The sequence below is a fragment of the Pseudomonas baltica genome, from assembly GCF_031880315.1.
Taxonomy (GTDB): Bacteria; Pseudomonadota; Gammaproteobacteria; order Pseudomonadales; family Pseudomonadaceae; genus Aquipseudomonas.
The window spans coordinates 2,574,254-2,596,819 of record NZ_CP134771.1; the positions used below are offsets into that span (position 1 = coordinate 2,574,254).

17 protein-coding genes and 1 pseudogene are annotated in these 22,566 nt (G+C 61.7%); 8 read left to right on the forward strand and 10 right to left on the reverse strand.

The genetic code is table 11. From position 1 onward, the window contains the following. Nucleotides 1–128 precede the first annotated feature (128 nt). From REH34_RS11355 to REH34_RS11365, 3 genes are all read right to left on the reverse strand, one after another. Nucleotides 129–287, reverse strand: a complete 159-nt coding sequence (locus REH34_RS11355) for a hypothetical protein (RefSeq protein WP_311971680.1) — start codon at nucleotides 285–287, stop codon at nucleotides 129–131. 140 nt (nucleotides 288–427) lie between these two features. Continuing rightward, entirely contained in the window at nucleotides 428–2,011 is a 1,584-nt protein-coding gene (locus REH34_RS11360) for a peptide chain release factor 3 (protein WP_226507389.1), read from the reverse strand. Nucleotides 2,012–2,109: 98 nt separating this feature from the next. After that, the gene (locus REH34_RS11365) at nucleotides 2,110–2,853 is read right to left on the reverse strand and encodes a phosphatase PAP2 family protein (protein WP_311971681.1); all 744 of its coding nucleotides are present in this window, start codon (nucleotides 2,851–2,853) and stop codon (nucleotides 2,110–2,112) included. Between the two features lie 637 nt (nucleotides 2,854–3,490). On the opposite strand from REH34_RS11365, the gene REH34_RS11370 reads away from it, so the two are divergent. From REH34_RS11370 to REH34_RS11390, 5 genes are all read left to right on the forward strand, one after another. Then, entirely contained in the window at nucleotides 3,491–4,204 is a 714-nt protein-coding gene (locus REH34_RS11370; RefSeq protein ID WP_226507387.1) for an ABC transporter permease, read from the forward strand. Between the two features lie 14 nt (nucleotides 4,205–4,218). Further along, a complete protein-coding gene (locus REH34_RS11375) occupies nucleotides 4,219–5,136 on the forward strand; it encodes a glycine betaine ABC transporter substrate-binding protein (protein WP_311971682.1) in 918 nt (305 codons plus the stop codon). After that, a complete protein-coding gene (locus REH34_RS11380) occupies nucleotides 5,133–5,786 on the forward strand; it encodes an ABC transporter permease (protein WP_226507385.1) in 654 nt (217 codons plus the stop codon). The genes REH34_RS11375 and REH34_RS11380 overlap by 4 nt, the downstream gene beginning before the upstream one ends. Next, nucleotides 5,783–6,940 (forward strand): ABC transporter ATP-binding protein, encoded by a 1,158-nt coding sequence (locus REH34_RS11385; RefSeq protein WP_311971683.1) that lies wholly within the window; start codon nucleotides 5,783–5,785, stop codon nucleotides 6,938–6,940. Before REH34_RS11380 ends, REH34_RS11385 begins: the two co-directional genes overlap by 4 nt. Nucleotides 6,941–7,434: 494 nt before the next feature. Continuing rightward, nucleotides 7,435–8,598 (forward strand): type III PLP-dependent enzyme, encoded by a 1,164-nt coding sequence (locus REH34_RS11390; RefSeq protein ID WP_226507383.1) that lies wholly within the window; start codon nucleotides 7,435–7,437, stop codon nucleotides 8,596–8,598. Nucleotides 8,599–8,774: 176 nt separating this feature from the next. On the opposite strand, the gene REH34_RS11395 is transcribed toward REH34_RS11390, so the two are convergent. Together REH34_RS11395 and REH34_RS11400 are read right to left on the reverse strand one after the other, a co-directional pair. Then, a complete protein-coding gene (locus REH34_RS11395; protein ID WP_311971684.1) occupies nucleotides 8,775–9,536 on the reverse strand; it encodes a tetratricopeptide repeat protein in 762 nt (253 codons plus the stop codon). A 1-nt stretch (nucleotide 9,537) separates the two neighbouring features. Next, nucleotides 9,538–10,218: a Fe2+-dependent dioxygenase gene (locus REH34_RS11400; protein WP_311971685.1), complete on the reverse strand. Its 681-nt coding sequence runs from the start codon at nucleotides 10,216–10,218 to the stop codon at nucleotides 9,538–9,540. Nucleotides 10,219–10,423: 205 nt separating this feature from the next. On the opposite strand from REH34_RS11400, the gene REH34_RS11405 reads away from it, so the two are divergent. Next, nucleotides 10,424–12,667: a TonB-dependent siderophore receptor gene (locus REH34_RS11405; protein ID WP_311971686.1), complete on the forward strand. Its 2,244-nt coding sequence runs from the start codon at nucleotides 10,424–10,426 to the stop codon at nucleotides 12,665–12,667. Between the two features lie 121 nt (nucleotides 12,668–12,788). Next, nucleotides 12,789–15,359: a PepSY domain-containing protein gene (locus REH34_RS11410; protein WP_409373283.1), complete on the forward strand. Its 2,571-nt coding sequence runs from the start codon at nucleotides 12,789–12,791 to the stop codon at nucleotides 15,357–15,359. Nucleotides 15,360–15,564: 205 nt separating this feature from the next. Here REH34_RS11410 and REH34_RS11415 read toward each other — a convergent pair whose 3' ends face one another. Both REH34_RS11415 and REH34_RS11420 read right to left on the reverse strand, forming a co-directional pair. Continuing rightward, on the reverse strand, nucleotides 15,565–15,813 hold the full coding sequence (locus REH34_RS11415; protein WP_311971688.1) for a bacteriocin immunity protein: 249 nt from the start codon (nucleotides 15,811–15,813) through the stop codon (nucleotides 15,565–15,567). Then, nucleotides 15,810–16,250, reverse strand: a complete 441-nt coding sequence (locus REH34_RS11420) for an HNH endonuclease signature motif containing protein (RefSeq protein WP_311971689.1) — start codon at nucleotides 16,248–16,250, stop codon at nucleotides 15,810–15,812. Before REH34_RS11420 ends, REH34_RS11415 begins: the two co-directional genes overlap by 4 nt. Before the next feature lie 337 nt (nucleotides 16,251–16,587). Here REH34_RS11420 and REH34_RS11425 point away from each other — a divergent pair. Beyond that, a pseudogene (locus tag REH34_RS11425) lies at nucleotides 16,588–16,710 on the forward strand (hypothetical protein); the annotation flags it as partial. Between the two features lie 230 nt (nucleotides 16,711–16,940). Here REH34_RS11425 and REH34_RS11430 read toward each other — a convergent pair. Genes REH34_RS11430 through ptsP form a run of 3 tightly spaced genes read right to left on the reverse strand, consistent with a single transcriptional unit; the run spans nucleotide 16,941 to nucleotide 22,497 of the window. Further along, on the reverse strand, nucleotides 16,941–18,677 hold the full coding sequence (locus REH34_RS11430) for a PTS fructose-like transporter subunit IIB (RefSeq protein WP_311971691.1): 1,737 nt from the start codon (nucleotides 18,675–18,677) through the stop codon (nucleotides 16,941–16,943). Nucleotides 18,678–18,688: 11 nt separating this feature from the next. Beyond that, nucleotides 18,689–19,630 (reverse strand): 1-phosphofructokinase, encoded by a 942-nt coding sequence (pfkB, locus tag REH34_RS11435; RefSeq protein ID WP_311971692.1) that lies wholly within the window; start codon nucleotides 19,628–19,630, stop codon nucleotides 18,689–18,691. After that, nucleotides 19,630–22,497 carry a phosphoenolpyruvate--protein phosphotransferase gene (ptsP, locus tag REH34_RS11440; protein WP_311971693.1) on the reverse strand — a complete coding sequence of 956 codons (2,868 nt, stop codon included), beginning with the start codon at nucleotides 22,495–22,497 and terminating at the stop codon, nucleotides 19,630–19,632. Before ptsP ends, pfkB begins: the two co-directional genes overlap by 1 nt. Nucleotides 22,498–22,566 lie beyond the last annotated feature (69 nt).

A 22,566-nucleotide genomic window follows, 5' to 3' on the forward strand; every position in this document is an offset into this window, starting at 1 on the left:
GCGACGCCTTTTGGTTGACGCCGGGAAAGTGGCATAGAATACCTTATCCCTACGTGGATTGTGCTGAAGCCAGATTTGGACAATAAAACATTCCTGCCGACTCCCCTCATCACCCCGGCAGCCGATGATCATGTCGAGGGGTGGGCACGCAATGTCTCGATCAACCGCAGATGATGCTGCAAGCTTGCCGAGACAGCCCCGGCGCGGTGGCTGAGGATGATCGGCAACGTCACGTTGGCTTCCTGCAGGCTCACCTCGCGAATATCATCGCGGTGCAGAATGCGCACCGGCACCAGACTCCGGCACCAGGGTGATACCAAGGCCTGCCGCGATCAGGCCGACGGCCATCGGCAACTCGTTGCTCCACTGGGGCCCCTTCGCCGTAAATCCCCCCATAGAAAAAGCAGCCCGAAGGCTGCTTTTTCTATCAGTGATGTTCCCGCGTCGCGCGGAATTTCACATCCGGCCAGCGCTCTTCCATCAGCGCCAGATTGACCCGTGTCGGGGCCAGGTAGGTCAGGTGGCCGCCGCCGTCGACCGCGAGGTTTTCCACCGCCTTGTTCTCGAATTCCTCGAGTTTCTTCTTGTCCCCGCATTCGATCCAGCGCGCCGAGTACACGGTGATCGGCTCGTAGGCGCATTCGACCTTGTACTCTTCCTTCAAGCGGCTGGCGACCACATCGAACTGCAGCACACCCACGGCGCCGAGAATGATGTCGTTGCTGCGGGTCGGGAAGAACACCTGAGTGGCGCCCTCCTCGGCCAGCTGCTGCAGGCCCTGACGCAGCTGCTTGGACTTGAGCGGATCTTTCAGGCGCACGCGGCGGAACAGCTCTGGGGCGAAGTGCGGGATACCGGTGAAGCCCAGCGCCTCGCCTTCGGTGAAGGTGTCGCCGATCTGGATGGTGCCGTGGTTGTGCAGGCCGATGATGTCGCCGGCCCAGGCCTCGACCAGTTGCTCGCGCTCGGACGAGAAGAACGTCAACGCGTCGCCGATGCGCACGTCCTTGCCGGTGCGCACGTGGCGCATCTTCATGCCCTGGTCGTACTTGCCCGAACAGATGCGCATGAAGGCGATGCGGTCACGGTGCTTAGGGTCCATGTTCGCCTGGATCTTGAACACAAAGCCGGTGAATTTCTCTTCGACCGGCTCGACCGTCCGCTCGTTGGCGACGCGAGCCAGCGGGCGCGGCGCCCAGTTCACCACGGCATCGAGCACGTGATCGACACCGAAGTTGCCCAGCGCGGTGCCAAAGAACACCGGCGTCAGCTGGCCGTTCATGAACTCGTCCTGGTTGAATTCGTGGCAGGCGCCCTGAACCAGCTCCAACTGGTCGACGAAGCGATCGTACTCGTCGCCCAGATGCGCGCGGGCCTCATCGGAATCGAGCTTCTCGATGATCTTGGTTTCGGTGCGCTCGTGACCGTGCCCCGGGGTGTAGACGATGATGTAGTCATCGGCCAGGTGGTACACGCCCTTGAAGTCGCGGTAGCAACCAATCGGCCAGGTGATCGGCGCGGCCTTGATCTTGAGGACGGCTTCGATCTCGTCGAGCAGTTCGATCGGGTCGCGGATATCGCGGTCGAGCTTGTTGATGAAGCTGACGATGGGCGTATCGCGCAGGCGGCAGACGTCCATCAAGGCGATGGTGCGCGGCTCGACGCCTTTACCGCCGTCGAGCACCATCAGCGCCGAGTCCACTGCGGTCAAGGTGCGGTAGGTGTCTTCCGAGAAGTCTTCGTGACCCGGGGTGTCGAGCAGGTTGATCATGTGCTCGCGATAGGGGAACTGCATCACCGAGGTGGTGATGGAAATCCCGCGCTGCTTCTCCATTTCCATCCAGTCAGACGTAGCGTGCCGGTCGGACTTGCGCGACTTCACCGTACCGGCGATGGCAATGGCCTTGCCCATCAGCAAGAGTTTCTCGGTGATGGTGGTCTTACCGGCGTCCGGGTGGGAAATAATGGCGAAGGTGCGGCGTTTCGCGACTTCGGCGGCCTGTTGGGTCATGAGAGATCGCCTGCGAGGTGATTCAAAAAAGGGCGCAGATTATAGCCTAAAGGGGGGCGAGCTGAAACCATGAGGCCAACTCGCCGGTCGCCCCATTCTCAAGCCGTCGCCAAGGCTACCTTAGGTGCTTTCTGCACGGCGGGATGCGGACGGTAGAGCATCACGCGGTAGGTCGCGAGGCAGATCAACCAGCAGAAAATCGCTGCCCAGACGTTGTGCGACAAAAAGTGAGCACCCTGAATCATCCGCACCACCGAGAACAGCGTCCCCAGACCAAACGCGAACAGCAGGCCAGCACGGGCCATGCGCGGACGACGGTCTCGCAGCACGAAAAACAGCGCGAACAGAGCAAAACCGGTGGCGGCATGCCCGCCCGGCCAGCAGCGCCCAGCTTCGATAGCGACCGGACGGTGCTCGAACAGTTTGCTGTAGGTTTCCTTGCCGCCGAACTCGGTCACATCCCAGGGGCATTGCACACCCGTCACGGTTTTCAGCGGCGGGGTGTAGCTGGTGGCCAGGGTCATGGCGACGACCAGGCAGGCCAGCTCCTTGCGGATCGGCATCAAGCGCTTGACCTTGAAGCTGGCAAAATAGCCCAGCGCGCCAAATACGCCGATGGCAATCACCAACTGCTTGGCTCGGTCGTGCAGGATGTCTTCCAGCCAATGGCTGTGCCGGCCAATGAATGCATGGTCGACGGTGCTGTAGAAGAGCTTCTCGATGTCCATATCGATGTTGGTCAGTTCCAGCAGGCATAGCGCGATGGCGATGACGGCTGGAATGCCCAGGCAGATCCAGTAATTTAACGGACGTGACGTGGGACGCGAGAAGGTGGCTGACATGAGGGGTCCACTGCGGAAAGAAACGGCACCTCACGTTATGGCAATGAGGCTCGAGTACTGCAGGCGCGCTGCAGTCTGGGCCTGAAACTGTTTGTTACACATCATTTAGAAGTGAAAATAGCGTCAAACGCCTGAGATAGTAGCTATCCGCTATCCCGTTCGAACAGCACCGGCCTTCCTTGCTCGGGGCTTCGGCGGCAGGGGATGAACTCATCGCAAATTTCGACTTGCCAGTGACAAATCCACCTTCTGAGGAAGATCCCCTTAAGTGATTTATTTTTAGACAGCGTTCGGCATCCCTACCCCTTGGTCTTGGCCGATTTGAGAGGGAGGAATTTCCTTCTCGACAGGGTGGGAACACTGGCATCTCAAAATTTCACGCACTGCCGATACATGGCCAAATGCCAACTCACGGGGAACCTTTTCTGCCCCGCGCACGTCCACTCCCCGAGTCGAGCAACCCGCAGGGCTTTCAGAATCAATACGTTAGCTGCGGCAGGTTGCGCTCATGGTTCCTCTACAGCCCCTCTACAGCGGGCGCTGCAGCGAACTGCTTCTCGCGTATCGGGTGTCGGTCCTCCAAGCAGGCTGGCGCCACAGACACCCCGTGCGCCGACTGAAAAAAAGGAGCTCCTCTGTGGCTAAAGGCTATGGCAAAGGGCTGACGGGATGTGCGGCTGCGGTCGTGATCCTCGCCCTGCTGGTCTACTGGATCGGCATCGATACCCTCAAGCAATACCAAGACGATCTTTGGTTCTATCTGCAAGCCCACCTGCTGCTGGTACTGGCCTCGATGCTGGCCGCGCTGGTGGTCGGTATCCCTGCCGGTATCGCGCTCAGCCGCCCGAGCATGGTCGGGCGCGCCGAGCGGTTCATGCAGATATTCAACATCGGCAACACCGTGCCGCCCCTGGCCGTACTGGCCATCGCTCTGGGCATCCTGGGCATCGGCAGTGGTCCGGCGATCTTCGCGTTGTTCCTGGCCTCCTTGCTGCCCATCGTGCGCAACACGTATGAGGGACTGAAAAACGTTCAGGGCTCACTCAAGGAAGCTGCCGTCGGCATCGGCATGACCCCGCGTCAGGTGCTGTTCCAGGTCGAACTGCCCAATGCCGTGCCGATCATCATCGGTGGCGTGCGCGTGGCGCTGGCGATCAACGTCGGCACCGCACCGCTGTCGTTTTTGATCGGCGCCAACAGCCTGGGCAGCCTGATTTTCCCCGGCATCGCCCTGAACAATCATGCGCAGCTGCTATTGGGCGCCGTGTGCACGGCCCTGCTGGCGTTGATTCTCGACGGCCTGGTCACGTTGGCCAGCCGGCTTTGGCTGGAAAAAGGCCTGGCCCGTTGAGCAAAGGAATAAAGATGAACAAGACAAGTGTGCTAATGGCCCTGGCCCTGCTCTGTGCAGGCGCCGTACAGGCCGCAGAAAAACCGGTGATTCGCCTCGGCGCCCGGGTATTCACCGAGCAGACCGTGCTCGCCACCCTTACTGCCCAATACCTGGGCAGCAAAGGCTACGACGTCCAGATCACCGGCGGCTTGGGCAGCAACCTGGCGCGCAGTGCCCAGGAAACCAATCAGCTGGACATGCTCTGGGAATACACCGGGGTGTCGCTGGTGTCGTACAACCATGTCGACGAGAAGCTCGACAGCGCTGCCACCTACCAGCGGGTCAAGGAGCTGGACGCTAAAAAGGGGCTGGTCTGGCTTGCGCCCTCCAAGTTCAGCAACACCTACGCCCTGGCGCTGCCGCAGAAGATCGCCGAGCAATACCCGCAGATCAACACCATCAGCCAGCTCAACACCGTGGTGCAAAGCGAGCAGGACAAGGGCCACATCCTCGCCCTAGACACCGAGTTCGCCAACCGTTCCGACGGCCTGGTGGGCATGACCAAGGCCTATGGTCTGAGCTTCACCCGCGCGGATATCCGCCAGATGGACGCCGGGCTGGTCTATACCGCGCTGCGCAATGGTCAGGTGTTCACCGGGCTGGTGTACACCACCGACGGGCGCCTCAACGCCTTCCACCTCAAGCTGCTGGAAGACGACAAGCATTACTTCCCTGACTACACCGCCGCGCCGGTGATCCGCAAGGACTTCCTGGACAAGCACCCGGACATCGCGGCGCTCATGAAGCCGCTGGCCGAACAGCTGGATGACGCGACCATGCGCGAACTCAACGCCCAGGTCGACGTCGAGCACAAGAACCCGTCCGTGGTCGCCGCCGACTTCCTGCGCAGCCACCCAGTGGCCGCGCCCCAACCGCAGGAGGCGCCATGAGCTTTTTAGATGCGTTCAATCAGCTGGACTGGGCGCAGGTCGCGCACCTCACCTGGCAGCACATCACCCTGGTCGGGATCGCCGTGACCCTGGCGATAGTCATCGGCGTGCCCCTGGGTGTCTTGATGACGCGCTTCCCCGCCGCCGCCGGGCCGATCCAGGCCAGCGCCACGGTGTTGCTGACCATCCCGTCGATCGCCCTGTTCGGCCTGCTCCTGCCGGTGTACTCCAAGTTCGGCCAGGGCCTGGGGCCGCTGCCAGCCATTACCGCGGTGTTCCTTTATTCACTGCTGCCGATCTTGCGTAACACTTACCTGGCGCTCACTGGCGTCGACCCAGGCATCCGCGAAGCCGCCAAGGGCATCGGCATGACCTTCGGCCAGCGCCTGCGCATGGTCGAGCTGCCCATCGCCGTACCGGTAATTCTCGCCGGCGTGCGCACCGCCGTGGTGATGAACATCGGCGTCATGACCATCGCCGCCACCATCGGCGCCGGTGGCCTGGGCGTACTCATCCTGACTTCCATCAGCCGCAGCGACATGTCGATGTTGATCGTCGGCGCCGTGCTGGTCAGTGTCCTGGCGATCATCGCCGACCTGTTCCTGCAATGGCTGCAACGCGCCCTGACTCCCAAAGGATTACTCAAATGATCGAACTTCAGAACCTGACCAAGACCTTCCAAAGCAACGGCAAGACCGTCACCGCCGTTGATTCCGTGAGCCTGACCGTCAACGAAGGCGAGATCTGCGTATTCCTCGGGCCATCGGGCTGCGGCAAGAGCACCACGCTGAAGATGATCAACCGCCTGATCATGCCGACCTCGGGCAAGGTGCTGATCAACGGCGAAGACACCACCGGCCTCGACGAGGTGACGCTGCGCCGCAACATCGGCTACGTGATCCAGCAGATCGGCCTGTTCCCCAACATGACCATCGAGGAAAACATCACTGTAGTCCCGCGGCTGCTGGGCTGGGACAAGCAAAAGTGCCACGAGCGGGCCCGCGAGCTGATGAGCATGATCAAGCTCGAGCCCAAGCAGTACCTGCATCGCTACCCGCGTGAACTGTCCGGCGGTCAGCAGCAGCGGATCGGCGTGATTCGCGCCCTGGCTGCCGATGCCCCCTTGCTGTTGATGGACGAACCCTTCGGTGCGGTCGACCCGATCAACCGCGAGATGATCCAGAACGAGTTCTTCGAGATGCAGCGGGCCCTGAACAAGACCGTGATCATGGTCAGCCACGACATCGACGAAGCCATCAAGCTGGGCGACAAGATCGCCATCTTCCGTGCCGGCAAGCTGTTGCAACTGGACCACCCGGATACTCTGCTGGCCCACCCGGTGGACGACTTCGTCAGCAGCTTCGTCGGGCAGGACAGCACCCTCAAGCGCCTCTTGCTGGTCAGGGCCGAAGACGCCGCCGACAACGCCCCGGCCGTCAGCCCGAGCACGCCAGTGGCCGAAGCGCTGGAACTGATGGACGAACACGACCGCCGCTACGTAGTGGTCACCGACGCCGAGAACAAGGCCATGGGCTACGTGCGCCGTCGCGACCTGCACCGCCAGCAAGGCGCCTGCGGTGACTTCTTGCGGCCGTTCAACGCCACCGCGGCGTACGACGAGCACCTGCGCATCCTGCTGTCGCGCATGTACGAGTTCAACCGCAGCTGGCTGCCGGTGCTCAATGCCGAGAACGTGTTCCTGGGTGAAGTGACTCAGGAATCGATTGCCGCCTACCTGAGTTCGGGACGTTCGCGGGGCATGAAGACCAGCATCGTGTCACCAGCGGAGCAGGTCAGCGCCTGATTCCGCTATCGGGGCTCGACGTACCGGCCTCTTGGCAAGCAAGCCTTGCTCCCACAGTGTGAACCGCTCCTGGGCCGTACACCTGTGGGACGCCTTCACGGGCAGAGCACGCTCCCACAGGGACTGGCACCGTTCGCCGAATTCTCGGGAACATCAACCTGTCATCCGGGTCGGTTAAACAAGAGCACAGAAGTGCATCGCGATCAAAGCGTGTAAAAACGCGACATTTTTAGTTGATCTATGGCCCCTCACGTCCTAAAGTTCGCGCCGAACGTCCATGCTGGAAACGATCCATCCGGCTCAAGTACTGACGACGAGACAGCAAGGCCATGAGGAACCCGCTTCCAGTGGCCTTTTTGCTTTCGGCGACATGCCTTGGGAAGTAGGCGAACCAAAGTGGGGATACGGAGGGCGTTCATTTGCACCCATTTTTCATCTTCATGCAGCTTTCAATCCCATGACTGCCATGATGTTTGCCACCAGGAGTCCCTAGCATGTCGATCCAGGTCGAAGATTATTTCGAGCGCGCAACCTTCGATAAAATGAAGGCTTTCGCCGACAAACAAGAAACCCCGTTCGTGGTCATCGATACCGCGATGATCAGCAAGGCGTACGACGATCTGCGCGCCGGCTTCGAATTCGCCAAGGTCTACTACGCGGTCAAGGCCAACCCGGCCGTCGAAATCATCGACCTGTTGAAAGACAAGGGCTCGAGCTTCGACATCGCCTCGATCTACGAGCTGGACAAGGTCATGGACCGTGGCGTCAGCCCCGACCGTATCAGCTATGGCAACACGATCAAGAAATCCAAGGACATCCGCTACTTCTATGACAAGGGCGTGCGCCTGTTCAGCACCGATTCCGAAGCCGACCTGCGCAACATCGCCAAGGCCGCGCCGGGCTCGAAAGTGTATGTGCGCATCCTCACCGAAGGCTCGACCACGGCCGACTGGCCTCTGTCGCGCAAATTCGGCTGCCAGACCGACATGGCCATGGATCTGCTGATCCTCGCTCGCGACCTGGGCCTGGTGCCTTACGGCCTCTCCTTCCACGTCGGTTCGCAGCAGCGCGACATCAGCGTGTGGGACGCCGCCATCGCCAAGGTCAAAGTAATCTTTGAACGCTTGAAAGAAGAAGACGGCATCGTCCTCAAGCTGATCAACATGGGTGGCGGCTTCCCGGCCAATTACATCACCCGCACCAACAGCCTGGAAACCTACGCTGAAGAAATCATTCGCTATCTGAAAGAAGACTTCGGCGATGATTTGCCGGAAATCATTCTGGAGCCAGGCCGTTCGTTGATCGCCAACGCCGGCATTCTGGTCAGCGAAGTGGTGCTGGTGTCGCGTAAATCCCGCACCGCAGTAGAGCGTTGGGTGTACACGGATGTGGGCAAATTCTCCGGCCTGATCGAAACCATGGACGAAGCCATCAAGTTCCCGATCTGGACCGAGAAAAAGGGCGAGATGGAAGAAGTGGTCATCGCCGGCCCGACTTGCGACAGCGCCGACATCATGTACGAAAACTACAAGTACGGCCTGCCGCTGAACCTGGCGATCGGTGACCGTATGTACTGGCTTTCGACCGGTGCCTACACCACCAGCTATAGCGCAGTGGAATTCAATGGCTTCCCGCCGCTGAAGTCTTACTACGTCTAAGCTACGCTGGATGTGAAAAAGCCCTGACAGTGTTCAGGGCTTTTTTGTGGGTTTGTAGTTGGTGTTTCTGAGATTGGCGGAGCACGGGCACCCCGAGCCTAGGCGAAGGGCCAAGGCCGGCTCGAAAGCAGAACGATCCCGATCCAAAAACCACTCTCCACATTTTGAGAAAACCGCTAAGCCAGCGAGCCACCAAGCTCCAGCAAACGCGCCTGATAACGCACCGCCAAAGCCTGAATACGCGGATCACCAGCGCTCTCCAACTGCGGCCCACTGACCCTCAGAAAGTTAGCGTTGCCGATACGCAGCGCCTCTTCGAACCACGCCAGCGCCAGATCCACCTGCCCCTTGCTGGCAAGCACCGAGGCATGGCTGAACTGCCCGCGAAAGTCCCCCGCTTCGGCCGAGCGCTCGTACCAGTCGAAAGCCTCAGCCGGGTTCGCCTTGCAGGCCAGCCCCTGTTCCAGGTAGCGACCGTAAAGGTTCATCGACTTGGCGTGCCCCAGGTTCGCCGCCTTGCGGTAGCAAGCCAGCGCCAACTCCTGATCCTGCGCCACGCCACGACCGGTGCTCAGCAGGTTGGCATAGTTGTACAACCCCCAATCCAACCCTGCCGCGGCAGCCAGACGATAGTGCACTGCCGCCTCTTGCGCGTCGGCCGTGCAGCCCCAACCGTGCTCATGGCAACGGCCAAGCATGTTGCGCGCCATCAAGTGCCCGGCGTCGGCGGCGATGGCGAACCAGCGCAAGGCCAGGGGCTGATCCTGAGCGATACCGCGACCATCGAGGAGGATCTGCCCCAGCAACGCCTGGGCCTCGACCACGTTCTGCCCGGCCGCCGCAACAATCGCCTGGGCCGCACGCCCCGGCTGCTCGTCGAGCATCGCGCGCAGGCTGTCGGCATCGAGGACCTCTTCACGACGCATCTCGAAGCCCATGTCAGACCTCCACCCAGCGACGCAGCAAGTTGTGGTACGTGCCGGTGAGCTGGATCAGCGACGGGTGATCGGGCACATCCTGGGTCAGGCGCTGGATCGCCGTGTCCATCTCGAACAGCAAGGCGCGCTGGGCGTCTTCGCGCACCAGGCTTTGCGTCCAGAAGAACGAGGCATAGCGCACTCCGCGGGTCACCGGATTGACCTTGTGCAGGCTGGTGCCCGGATACAGCACCAGGTCGCCCGCCGCCAGTTTGATCTCGCGGGTGCCGAAGGTGTCCTGGATCACCAACTCGCCGCCGTCGTAATCCTCGGGGTTGCTGAAGAACAGCGTCGTGGACAGATCCGTACGGACTCGCTCCGGATTGCCCCTGGCCTGGCGTACCGCGTTGTCGATATGAAAATCGAACGTATCGCCGGCCCTGTAGCAGTTCAGCAGCGGCGGGAACACCTTGTTCGGCAGGGCCGCCGACATGAACACCGGATGGCTCCACAGGCGCTCGAGCATCGCGGCGCCGATTTCCTTGCTCAACGGGTGGCTCTCGGGCAACTGCAGATTGTGCTTGGCCTTGGCCGACTGATGGCCGGCGGTGATCTTGCCATCAGCCCAATCGGCCTGCTCCAGCGCCTCGCGGATGCGGCCGACTTCGTCGTGGCTGAAGACGCCGGGGATGTGAATGAGCATGGTGCGCGGCCTGAAAGCGGAAAGGCGTCAATGATATTGATTCTTATTGCCTGAGCACAACTACCTCGTGAAGGAATCGTGAAAATCCCATCGTCGAAATGTGTAAAGAATGTAAATTAACCGCAAATAGCAATGTGTCTCAATTGCTACAGAGGAACACTTCCCCTATATTTCGCCGCCTCAACCTTGGGGAAGGTAACAATTCATGTCGCGTCAAAACATGCAAAATGCGCTGGGCGCTCCGCGCGCCTTAGCTTCTGCGGTCGGTATGGCGATCACGGCCTTTTCGGCAGGGCATCTGGCCCAGGCCGCCGAGCAGAGCGATGGCAAATCCATTTCGCTGGGCGCTACCGACATCAATGCGCAGCAATCGGAGACCAGTTACAAGACCGACGTCTCCGAGTCGAAGAAAATGACGGCACCTCTGCGCGATTCGGCCAAGACGCTCACCGTCATCCCGCAACAGGTGATCCGTGATACGGGTGCGATGTCGCTGACCGACGCGCTGCGCACTACGCCGGGTATCACCTTCGGAGCCGGTGAAGGCGGCAACCCCAACTCCGACCGTCCGATCATTCGCGGCTTCGGTGCCGAAAGCGATATCTTCATCGACGGCATGCGCGACGTGGCGGCGCAGAGCCGCGAGATCTTCAACGTCGAATCCGTCGAAGTCAGCAAAGGCCCAAGCTCTGCCTATACCGGCGTCGGTTCCACCGGCGGCAGCCTCAACCTGATCACCAAGAGCGCCAAACTAGGCGACGCCTACAACGGCGGATACAGCTTCGGCTCGGATCAGACCCAGCGTTACACCCTGGACGTGAACAAACAGCTGACCGAGACTTCGGCGTTCCGTCTCAACCTGATGAAACACGAGAACAACGTGGCGGGCCGCGACGATGTCGACAACAGCCGCTGGGGCTTCGCCCCCTCGTTCGCCTTCGGCCTGGGTACCGATACCCGTGTAATGGTCGATTACTATCACCTGCGCACCGACGACATGCCGGACTACGGCATTCCGCTGACCCTGAGCAGCAACCGCAGTAAGTATCACGTCGATGGGCCGGCCAACGTCAGCAAGAGCAACTTCTACGGCCTGAACGACCGTGACTACCGTAAAAGCGTCAACGACAGCGGCACGATCCGCATCGAGCATGACCTCAACGAAGATACGACCCTCTCCAACAGCTTCCGCATGTCGCGTTCGACGCTGGACTACATCGTCACCAACCCTGACGACAGCCGTGGCAACGTCGCCAACGGCCTGCTGTATCGTTCGTCCAAGAACCGCAATTCGACGTCCTCGGGCTTCGTCAACCAGACTGACCTGACCACCAAATTCAACACAGGCAGCCTTGAACACAGCCTGGCGACCGGTATCGAGTTTTCGTATCAGGACACCCACAACCGCGGCTACAACATCGGCGTGGCAAGCACCGGCAACACCTGTAACGCCGCCTTGCTGGCGTCCCACGACTGCACCAGCGCCTACGATCCAAATCCCCATGACAGCTGGAACGGCTCGATCACCGACAGCCTGGCATACACCGACACCGACGCCAAAAACAGCGCGGCCTATGTGTTCGACACGCTGAAATTCAACGAACAATGGTCGTTGAATCTGGGCCTGCGTCTGGATCACTACGAAATCGCCTCCAGTGGCTACTCCACCGGTGGTCGCGGTTCGGTGGCCGGTAATTTCAACCGCGAAAAAACCAGCGACATCTGGAGCTATCAACTTGGCGTCGTGTACAAGCCACTGCCCAACGGCAGCGTCTATGCGGCATGGTCCACCTCCAGCAACCCGTCGGGTGAAACCGCCGGTAACGGTGGGCAGGAGATCGCGGCCAACAACGCCGACCTCGATCCGGAAAAGAGCCGCAACTATGAAGTCGGTACCAAGTGGGACTTCTTCGACGACGACCTGTCGCTGACCGCCGCGCTGTTCCGCACCGAAAAGACCAACGCCCGTATCACCGATCCGGACAACTCCAGCTTCCAGGTCCTGGATGGCGAGCAGCGCGTACAAGGTTTCGAGTTCACCTACACCGGCAATATCACCCGCCAGTGGAAAGTGTTTGGTGGCTACACCTACATGGAAAGCGAGCTGGTCAAGACCTCCACCGCTGCCGACAAAGGCAATCACATGCCTAGCACGCCGCGTAATAGCTTCAACCTGTGGTCGACCTATGCAGTGGTGCCCAAGCTTACCGTGGGCGCTGGCGCGACCTTTGTCGACCAACGTTTCGGCAATGAAGCCAACTCCATCGAGATTCCCTCGTACTGGCGCTACGACGCAATGGCCAGCTACAAGCTGACCAAAAACGTCGACCTGCAACTCAACGTGCAGAACCTGACGAACAAGCGTTACTTCGATCAGATCTTCACCACTCACTACGCGCACGTGGCCCCGGGCCGCACCGCAATGATGAGTGCCAGCTTCCACTTCTGATTCTGTAGCACCGCACACCAGCCCCGCTTATTGACCTAAGCGGGGTTTTTGCGTGTAAAAGCTGAATAATTCTTAATGCTTTTTGCCATAATCCCGGCGCCCTGTCTCTTTTACCGATTTCATGGTGGTTTGCGTGTTCAAGAAAGTCCTCTTCCAGTTGCACTGGTTTTTCGGCATCACTGCTGGGCTGGTGTTGGCCGTCATGGGTATCAGCGGCGCCCTGTACTCGTTTTCGGATGAGATCCTGCATGGCCTCAACCCACAGAGCATGAGCGTCGAGGTAAGGCCCGAGGGCATCATGCCGCTGTCGCAACTGGTGCCGTTGCTGGAGGCCGCGCAGGGCGAGAAGGTCTTCGGGCTGCGTATCGATACCGCATTAGGCGATGCCGCACGGGTCAACTACATGCCCGCTCCAGGCGAGCGGCGCGGACCAATGCGCTACTTCGATCCTTTTACCGGGCAGATGCAAGGCGACGTGGTGGGGCAGGATTTTTTCGAATTCGTGCTGCAATTTCATCGCTTTTTGACCATCGGTGACACCGGCCGGCAGATCACCGGCGCCTGCACCCTGATTCTGCTGTTCTTCGCCTTGTCGGGCCTGTACCTGCGCTGGCCGCGCAAGGCGCTCGATTGGCGCGCCTGGCTGACGCTGGACTGGGCGAAAAAAGGCCGCGCGTTCAATTGGGATCTGCACTCGGTGTTCGGCACCTGGTGCCTGGTGTTCTATTTGATGTCGGCGGTGACCGGGCTGACCTGGTCGTACAGCTGGTTCCGCGATGGGCTGAATCTGCTCCTGGTGGGCGGCCCACCCGCAGGCGAACAACGCCGCCGTGAGGGGCCGCCGCCCGGTGGCAAACAGGACCGGACAAAAACCGATGCCGAGCCGGTCGCCACCGTTGATTACGACGCCCTGTGGGACAGCATCAAGCGCACCGCCGGGCCCGACCTGACTACCTTCGTGCTGCGAGTCGCGCCCAACGGCGGGCAACCGGCAACCGTGTTCTATCTGCTGCGCAGCTCGCCCCATGAGCGCGCGCTCAATCAGATCTCGCTGGAGCCGAACACCGGCAAAGTCCTCAAGCAACAGCGCTACGCCGAGCAGCCCTTGGGCGGGCAGCTGTTCGCCAGCATTTACGCCCTGCACGTCGGCAGCTACTTCGGCATCGTCGGGCGCATTCTGATGACCTTGGCCAGCCTGTGCATGCCGCTGTTCTTCGTGACCGGCTGGCTGCTGTATCTGGACCGTCGGCGCAAAAAACGCGCGACTGCCCTCTCCCGTGGTGCCGTAGTCAACCAGCCGGGGGGTACCGGCGACTGGCTGGTGGCCTTCGCCAGCCAGAGCGGCCTGGCCGAACAGCTGGCATGGCAGTCCGCTGGCCAATTACAGGCCGCAGGCCATGGCGTGCGGGTGCGTTCCTTGGCGCAACTGGATGACAACGACTGGCAGGCCACTCAGCAGGTGTTGTTCGTGGTCAGCACCTTCGGCGATGGCCAGGCACCGGACAACGCCCGCGGTTTCGAGCGCAAGGTGCTCGGCCAGGCTTATGCGCTGGGGCATATCCGCTTCGCCCTGCTGTCGCTCGGGGATCGTCAGTACGCGAACTTCTGCGCCTTCGGCCAGCGCCTGCAGGGCTGGCTGGAACAGCACGGCGCTCGCCCGGCCTTTACCCCGGTGGAGGTCGACAACGCCGACACCGAGGCCTTGCAGCAGTGGCAACGGCAACTGGGCCAGCTCACCGGCAGCGCCCCAGCGGCGGCCTGGCAGGCGCCAGTGTTCGAGGCGTGGAGCCTGCAAAAACGCACACTGCTCAACCCCGGCAGTGCCGGCGCGCCGGTGTACTTGCTGGACCTGCAAGGGCCGCCCGCAAGCCACTGGGAAGCGGGCGATCTGGTCGAGGTGCTGCCGCGCAACGGTACCCCTTCGGTGCAAGGAATGCTCAAGCGCCTGGGTCTGTCGGCCGATGCCAAAGTTCGCCTCAATGACCTGCAAGAACCGCTGGCGCATGCCTTGGCGCTGCGGCAGTTGCCGGTCAGCACCGAGCACCTGGTGGGCCTGCACGCCCAAGCGGTAGTGGACGCGCTTATTCCGGTGGATGCCCGTGAATATTCCATCGCCTCGGTCGCCGAGGGTGGCGCGCTGCAACTGATCGTGCGCCTGGAGCGCCATCCAGACGGCACCTCGGGGCTGGGATCGGGCTGGTTGTGTGAGCACGCGGCGGTGGGTACCCATATCAGCCTGCGGGTTCGTCGCAACAGCAGCTTCCACCTGCCGAGCGAGGATGCACCGTTGATTCTGCTGGGCAACGGTACCGGGCTGGCGGGGTTGCGCAGCCTGCTGCAGGCGCGGATTGCGCGGGGGCAGCGGCGCAACTGGCTGGTCTTCGGCGAGCGCAATGCCGAGCATGACTTCTACTGCAGGGATGAGCTGCAAGGCGCTGTTGAGCGCGGCGATCTGCAGCGGCTCGATCTGGCGTTTTCACGGGACCAGAGCGAGAAGATCTATGTCCAGGATCGGTTGCTCGACGCCGCAGTGCAGTTGCAGCAATGGCTGGCCGACGGCGCCTACATCTACGTGTGCGGCAGCCTGATCGGCATGGCTGGCGGGGTGGATGAGGTATTGAAGCAGGTACTCGGCGAGGAGGCTGTGGAGCAGTTGGTCGAGCAGGGGCGGTATCGGCGGGACGTGTACTGACCGATACCACACTCCCATGCACGGGGCTGGCATTGCACTCCATTGTAGCGAGGGGGCTTGCCCCCGATTGCGGTGTGTCAGCGGCCAGAGATGTGGCTGAATGACCGCAATCTGAGGCAGATCGCTGTAGATACGATAACCAGCCTGCTTCTGTTTCGCTTAGTCACGACTCTTTAAGATGGTGACTAAGCACAGTACTAAACCACTAAATTTTGAAACCGACTTTTCCGTTAGCGGCACGCCACTCTTTAACCTCCTTTACCACCGCTTCAGGCCCGCTTTTGCCAGGCTCTGGGTAAAACAACAGATCTGAACCAGATGGATGCCCAACCAACCTCTCAAACTTAAGAATCGCATCGATATGACCCTCTTCTGTTTCATACTCATCATTATAAATCTTCTTCACAAAAATCAAAAACTCAGCCTCAGACATTTCACTTATTAGCGCACTCATTCTCCGCTCCCGTTATGTGTATTGATGTGGCGGTTTGGTGTCAAAATAACAATATTATCAATATCATAAACACCCCCACCCGCCGCAATATACACTTTATGATGAAGCTCTAATTTTATTCGAAGCCCTCGCCGCTCGCTTCTCTTTGCCAGCGGAGCTCGTCCTTTTTTCATTGTAGCTAAAATGCTAGGCTCGAATTGCTTTGCTAGTTCAGCATCGTTAGCTACGGCCTTCCATAGCGCCTCTCTAAATTTATTGAAATTTCTGAAATCTTTATTACGAACTTGCCCTGTTTGCGGAGTGTCTCCATCGAATACGGGATGCCCATTCCCGGAACAGCCCCCGCCCTCGCGATCACCGAAAGTTTGTTCACGGCCTGGGAAAACCCATTGATCGGGCAATTCAACTATAAGCCCAGTTCCCGATTTTCCCTCCATTCATATCGCTATAACTCTACGATGGCTCCTTACTTATAGAGCAATGCGCCCAAAGACTGTACATATGACATTACCAAACAACAACCAGGGAAACATTTCCCTCTAACAAAGGACAACTATTACGTCTATGCCATAACACAAATAGACACAGTTTAATTCAAAGATTCATGACCTAATGTATGAGCACAACGTAATTACTCTCACTCGAACTTCATGCCGTGGCCGCTCCGCACCGCCCGCTCATCTAGCGAATGATCGATATTGAGGTTTTACATGCAAAAATGCCGTCCGGTGAGCACGCCTATGGGCATACCTAGTGCCCAGGTATTATTTGACCTATACCTGCAGCAGCCTGATCGGCATGGCTGGCGGGGTGGATGAGGTATTGAAGCAGGTGCTCGGCGAGGAGGCTGTGGAGCAGTTGGTCGAGCAGGGGCGGTATCGGCGGGATGTTTATTGATCCAGGGCTGAAATTACAGTGACGCTGCCGCCCCCTTCGCGGGCAAGCCTTGCTCCCACAGTGCGCATCTGAGCCGTACACCCGTGGGAGCAAAGCTTGCTCGCGAAGGGGCCGGTCCTGCTTGCCCAGCACCCTGGAGTCCCCCACAGATGCAGGCTCTCCAGCGATGGCGAGTCATGCTCGCGAAGAGGCCTTTGAGTCCAGCGAAGGACTCAAGACCGCAACAAAACTCAGGCCGCCTCAGGCACCAAGGCGACTTCCTGAGCTTCAGGCCGTTTGATCAGGGCATACACCACCCCAGTCACCACACTCCCCGCCACGATCGCCAGCAGATACAGCAGCGCGTGGTTCATGGCGTTCGGGATCAGCAACACGAACAAGCCGCCATGGGGCGCGGCCAGCTGGCAGCCGAAGTACATCGACAGCGCGCCCGTCAGCGCACCGCCGGCGATGCTCGCCGGGATGACCCGCAGCGGGTCCTTGGCCGCGAACGGAATCGCGCCCTCGGAAATGAAGCAAAGCCCCAAGACCAATGCCGCCTTGCCGGCCTCACGCTCGCTCTGGGCGAACTTGCGGCGCGCGATGAAGGTCGCAATGGCAAGGCCAATCGGCGGCACCATACCCGCCGCCATCGCCGCGGCCATGGGCAGTTGGCTGCCGTTGGCCAGCAAACCGACGGAAAACGCATAGGCCGCTTTGTTCACCGGCCCGCCGAGGTCGACGCACATCATGCCGCCGAGGAAGATCCCCAGCAGAATGGCGTTGGTGGTGCCCATGCTCTTGAGAAATTCGGTCAGCGCGGCCATCACGCCGGCAATCGGCGAACCGACCACATAGAGCATCAACAGCCCGGTGATCAGGGACGCCAGCAGCGGAATGATCAAGATCGGCTTGAGCGCATCAAGGCTGGCCGGCAGGCGGATATAGCGGCTCATCGCCAACGCCGTGTAGCCGGCGATAAAGCCCGCGACGATCCCGCCCAGGAATCCCGCCATCAACGTGCTCGCCAGCAGGCCGCCGATCATGCCGGGCGCCAGGCCCGGACGGTCGGCGATCGAATAGGCGATATAGCCCGCCAGCAGCGGCACCATCAAGGTGAAGGCGGCATCGCCGACATGCTTGAGGGCCGCCGCCAGCGTGCCCGGTTCCTCAAAGGCCTTGATGCCGAACACGAACGACAGCGCGATCATCAAGCCCCCCGCCACCACCATCGGCAGCATGTAGGAGACACCAGTGAGCAGATGCTTGTAGACGCCGGTCTTCTCCTTGCGCGCCGGGGCAGCGCCTTCGGCCTTGGCGCCGGATTCTTCCTTGGCCTCGGCCAGCGCCTTCTTCAGGGTCGCCTGGGACTGCTTGAGCGCAATACTGGTACCACAGCGGTAAATCCGCTTGCCGGCAAAACGCTCGGTGGCGACATCGATATCACAGGCCAGCAACACCACGTCAGCCTCGGCAATCGCCGTGGCGCTGAGGGGATCGCGCGCGCCCACCGAGCCCTGAGTCTCGACCTTGATCTCGTAGCCCAGTTGCTTGGCCGCCTGCTGCAAGGCTTCAGCGGCCATGAAAGTGTGGGCGACGCCCGTCGGGCACGCCGTGATCGCGATCAGGCGCGGCGCTCGATCAGCGGCGGCTGCAGGCGCCGCCTCGGCAACGGCCACATAGGGCTGAGCCTGCTCGGCCGCGTCGCGCAGAAACGTCTCGACATCCTGCAGCGCGTGAGCCGGTGTGCTCTGGTACACGCGCTTGCCGATAAAACGGCTCAAATCCAGCGGCCCGGTGTTGACCACCAGCACCCACTCGGCCTCATCGATGGTGGCCTTGCTCAGCTGGCGTTCCGGATGCTGCGGATCATGCACTTCAACGCTGGTGCTCCAGCCCTGACGCTGCGCGGCGGCGTCCAGCAGGCGCGCACTGAGCACGCTGGAGACGCGCCCGTTGGGGCACGCCGTGACAATGGCTAACTTCATTTCAGACCCTCTTATTGTTCTGCGAGCGCGCGGACGCTGACGCCGCTTTCGAGCCGTTCCAGTTCATCGTGATCGCTGATGCCGAAGCCGATTTGCATCACCGCCATGGCGGCGATCGCCGTGGCCTTGCGCAGCGTCTGGGCCTCATCGTGCTCGCTGAGCAACCCGTGCACCATTCCGGCCAGCAGCGAATCACCCGCGCCTACCGTGCTGGCGACATCGACCGTCGGCGGCAAGGCCTGCCAGGCGCCCTGGCTGTTGAACCAGTTGACGCCTTGGGCGCCTTGAGAGATGACCACATGCTCGATGCCACGAGCGCGCAACTGCGCGGCGACCCTGGCTTGATCGTCCAGGGTGCTGACGGTCTCGCCAAGCACTTCGGTCAACTCGTCGGTGTTGGGCTTGATCAGCCAAGGCTGTGCGGTGAGGCCGGCGCGCAAGGCGGCGCCGCTGGTGTCGAGCACCACCTTGAGGCCCAGCGCGTGCAAGCGTTCGAGCAGAGCCTGCAACCATTGCGGGCTGATGCCACGGGGCAGGCTGCCTGCGACGATCACCACATCGTGGCCTGGGGCGATCTGCTCCAGGCGCGTGAGCAAGACCTGCTGCGCGTCTTCATCGACCTGCGGGCCGGGGCCGTTGACGTCGGTGACGCGGCCACCCGTCTCGGCCAGCTTGATGTTGCGGCGCGTCTCGCCCGGCACGCGGACGAACTCGTCGACGAAGCCACGCGCCGTGAACAACTCTTCGAAGTGTCCGGTATTGTCGGCCCCGAGGAAGCCCGCCACGGTCAGTTCATGGCCCAGGTCGGCCAGCACCTGCGCGACGTTGATGCCTTTGCCCGCAGCGTGCACATGCAGGGCGTCGCCGCGGTTGACTTCGCCCAGGCGCAGCGATGTCAGCTCCATGGTCAGGTCGAGCGCGGGGTTGAGGGTAAGGGTCAGGATCTTGGCCATTATGTGTTCTCCACCAGGGCCCGCACTTGCGCGGCAGTGCCCAGCGTGAGGGCTTGCTGCGCCCACGCTTGTGCTTGCGCCAGGGTCAACTCGCGGACCCCGGCCTTGACCTCGGCAATGCTGCGCGCCGAGACACTCAATTCATCCACACCCAGGCCGACCAGCAACGGTACGGCGACCGGGTCTGCTGCCAGTTCGCCGCAGATGCCCACCCATTTGCCATGGGCATGGGCGGCACGCACGGTGATGTCGATCAGCTGCAACACCGCCGGATGCAAGCCATCCGCCTGGGCCGACAGCGTTGGGTGGCCACGGTCGATGGCCAGGGTGTACTGGGTCAGGTCGTTGGTGCCGACACTGAAGAAGTCCACCTCGCGGGCCAGCACCGGCGCCAGCAGGGCAGCCGATGGCACCTCGATCATGATCCCCAGTTGCAGGTCGGCCACCGGAATCTCGGCACGCAGGCGCTCGGTCATGTCCCGCGCCGCGCGCCATTCTTCGACGCTGCCGACCATCGGGAACATGATCCGCAACGGGCGGTTGTCGGCGGCCCGCAGCAGCGCGCGCAACTGGCCTTCCATCAACTGCGGGCGCTGCAAGGTCAGGCGAATGCCGCGCACGCCGAGGAAGGGGTTTTCCTCTTTGGCGATCGGCCAATACGGCAGCGGTTTGTCGCCGCCCACATCCAGGGTGCGCACCACCAGCGGCCGCCCGGCCAGGCCATCGAGCACGCGGCGGTACTCGGCTTCCTGCACGGTTTCGTCCGGCGCTTGGGAGTGGGCCATGAAGATCAGTTCGGTGCGCAGCAGGCCGACACCTTCGGCGCCCTGCTCCACCGCAGCGGCCACGCCGGCACTTTCGCCGATGTTGGCGAACACTTCCACGGCATGGCCGTCACGGGTGACAGCGGTTTCATGCCGGCGGGCGGCGGCGGCCTGCAAACGTTGCTCGCGGCTGTAGCGCTCGACGAGGGCTTTTTCCAGCACCTCGGCGGCAGGTTCGACAGTGAGCAGGCCGCGCTGGCCGTCGATCAGCAACGGCGTACCCGGCTTGATCAACAGCACCGCCGCGCCAGCGCCGACCACGGCAGGAATCCCCAGCGCACGCGCGACGATAGCGCTGTGGGCCGTCGCGCCACCGCGGGCGGTGAGGATACCGGCGACGCGGGCTGGATCGAGACGGGCGACGTCGGAGGGGCCGACTTCGTCCATCACCAGGATATAGGCGTCGTCCGGCGCTTCGAGGGTCTGCACGCCGCACAGTTCGGCCAGCACGCGGCGACCGATGTCGCGCAGGTCGGCGGCGCGTTCGGCCAACAGCGCATCCTGTAGCGACTCTTGCTGGCGGGCGGCGGCTTCGATGACGGTGTTCCAGGCGGCGGCGGCGCTTTCGTTCTGCTTGAGCCGCGCTTCGACTTCGTCGGTAAGGGCCGGGTCGTCGAGCATCTCCTGGTGGGTGATGAAGATCTCGCGAATGGCTTTGACCGTGCTGCGCTGCACCAGCGCTTCGATATCGGCGCGCACGGCGGTCAACGCCGCTTGCAGACGTTGACGCTCGGCCGCCGGGGTTTCGCCGCGCAGCGGATAGTCGAAATCGGCCAATACTTGTACATGGGCCGGGCCGACCGCGATGCCGGGCGCCGCGGCGATACCTTGCACACGCTGGCCTGCCAGGGGGGCTTGAACGCTGATCTCTGGTTCGATTTCGGCGACCTTGTCTGCCACCGCCGTGGCCGCAGGCAGCGCCTCGACCTCTTCACCCAGCCCGGACTCGATGGCCGCCAGCAACGCCGGCAACGCATCGGCCGCAACGCTCGGTTCGGCGATCAGCTCCAGCACCTGGCCGCGACGTGCGCCCAGGCTCAACAGTTTGCTCAGGCTCTTGGCAGAGATCGCCGGCTCGGCGCTGTCGACCAGGCGCAGATGCACCTCGCCTTCAAAACTTTTGGCCAGTTGCGCGAGGACCTTCGCCGGGCGGGCGTGCAGGCCGTGGGCATTGGCCAGAGTGATGCGCGCGCTGGGCCAGTCGGCCGGTACTTCACCGCCCAGCACTTCGAGCACTGCGCGGGTGCTGGTGGCGCGCCCCAGTTCCTGGCCGCGGCCTTCGATCAACAACGCGCACAAGCGTTCGAGCAGCGCTTGGTGCGCCTCGCCGAGGCTGGCCAGGCAGAACAGCCCGGTCAACGGCTGGCCGAGATAACGCAACGGCTGGCTCGGGGTGACGAACGCCAGGCCGGGGCGTTTGACTGTTTGTTCGCTGTGCAGCCACCACAGGCCATCGCCCAATGGCAGCGCTTCGACCTGCTGCAGCACGGCGGCAAATCCACCGCTCACGCAATCGGCCTGGCGCAGCAGACGGGCGCCACGCCATACCAGCTCTTCGAAGTCGTCGGCAGCCACACCCAGGCCGATCATCTGCGCATCCAGGGCCAGCTCTTGCGGGGCTCCTTGCAGCAGTTTCAACAAGGCCTCGGCGGAACCGGCGCGGCGCAAGGCCTGGCCCAGATCGGTCTCGCCCAAGGCACGGGTCAGCAGTTGCAGGAGGCGCAGGTGCTCATCGGATTTGGCGGCGATGCCGATGGCCAGGTAAACGATCTGGCCGTCGCCCCAATCCACACCCTCGGGAAATTGCAGCAGGCGTACACCGGTGGCATACACCAGGTCGCGGGTTTCGGGCGTGCCGTGGGGTATGGCGATGCCCTGCCCCAGAAACGTCGAGCCTTGCACTTCGCGGGCCTGCAGGCCGGCCAGGTAACCCTCGGCGACCAGGCCATCGGCGACCAGCTTGTCTGCCAGCAATTGCAGGGCCGCGGGCTTGTCCGCTGCCGTCTGGCCCATGGAAATCTGCTCTATAGTGAGCTCGAGCATTGCCTTACTCCTTTGCAGCGTCATTGGGGCGCTGAGGTATTGTTGTAGATGAATCAAACCAAGGCCGAG

Coding starts and splice junctions, on each gene's coding strand:
- REH34_RS11405 (WP_311971686.1), top strand. CDS start 10,424: ATGTCGCGTCAAAACATGCAAAATGCGCTGGGCGCTCCGCGCGCCTTA.
- ptsP (WP_311971693.1), bottom strand. CDS start 22,497: ATGCTCGAGCTCACTATAGAGCAGATTTCCATGGGCCAGACGGCAGCG.
- REH34_RS11395 (WP_311971684.1), bottom strand. CDS start 9,536: ATGGGCTTCGAGATGCGTCGTGAAGAGGTCCTCGATGCCGACAGCCTG.
- REH34_RS11415 (WP_311971688.1), bottom strand. CDS start 15,813: ATGAGTGCGCTAATAAGTGAAATGTCTGAGGCTGAGTTTTTGATTTTT.
- REH34_RS11380 (WP_226507385.1), top strand. CDS start 5,133: ATGAGCTTTTTAGATGCGTTCAATCAGCTGGACTGGGCGCAGGTCGCG.
- REH34_RS11375 (WP_311971682.1), top strand. CDS start 4,219: ATGAACAAGACAAGTGTGCTAATGGCCCTGGCCCTGCTCTGTGCAGGC.
- REH34_RS11430 (WP_311971691.1), bottom strand. CDS start 18,677: ATGAAGTTAGCCATTGTCACGGCGTGCCCCAACGGGCGCGTCTCCAGC.
- REH34_RS11390 (WP_226507383.1), top strand. CDS start 7,435: ATGTCGATCCAGGTCGAAGATTATTTCGAGCGCGCAACCTTCGATAAA.
- REH34_RS11360 (WP_226507389.1), bottom strand. CDS start 2,011: ATGACCCAACAGGCCGCCGAAGTCGCGAAACGCCGCACCTTCGCCATT.
- REH34_RS11420 (WP_311971689.1), bottom strand. CDS start 16,250: ATGGAGGGAAAATCGGGAACTGGGCTTATAGTTGAATTGCCCGATCAA.
- REH34_RS11410 (WP_409373283.1), top strand. CDS start 12,789: ATGGTGGTTTGCGTGTTCAAGAAAGTCCTCTTCCAGTTGCACTGGTTT.
- REH34_RS11385 (WP_311971683.1), top strand. CDS start 5,783: ATGATCGAACTTCAGAACCTGACCAAGACCTTCCAAAGCAACGGCAAG.
- pfkB (WP_311971692.1), bottom strand. CDS start 19,630: ATGGCCAAGATCCTGACCCTTACCCTCAACCCCGCGCTCGACCTGACC.
- REH34_RS11400 (WP_311971685.1), bottom strand. CDS start 10,218: ATGCTCATTCACATCCCCGGCGTCTTCAGCCACGACGAAGTCGGCCGC.
- REH34_RS11365 (WP_311971681.1), bottom strand. CDS start 2,853: ATGTCAGCCACCTTCTCGCGTCCCACGTCACGTCCGTTAAATTACTGG.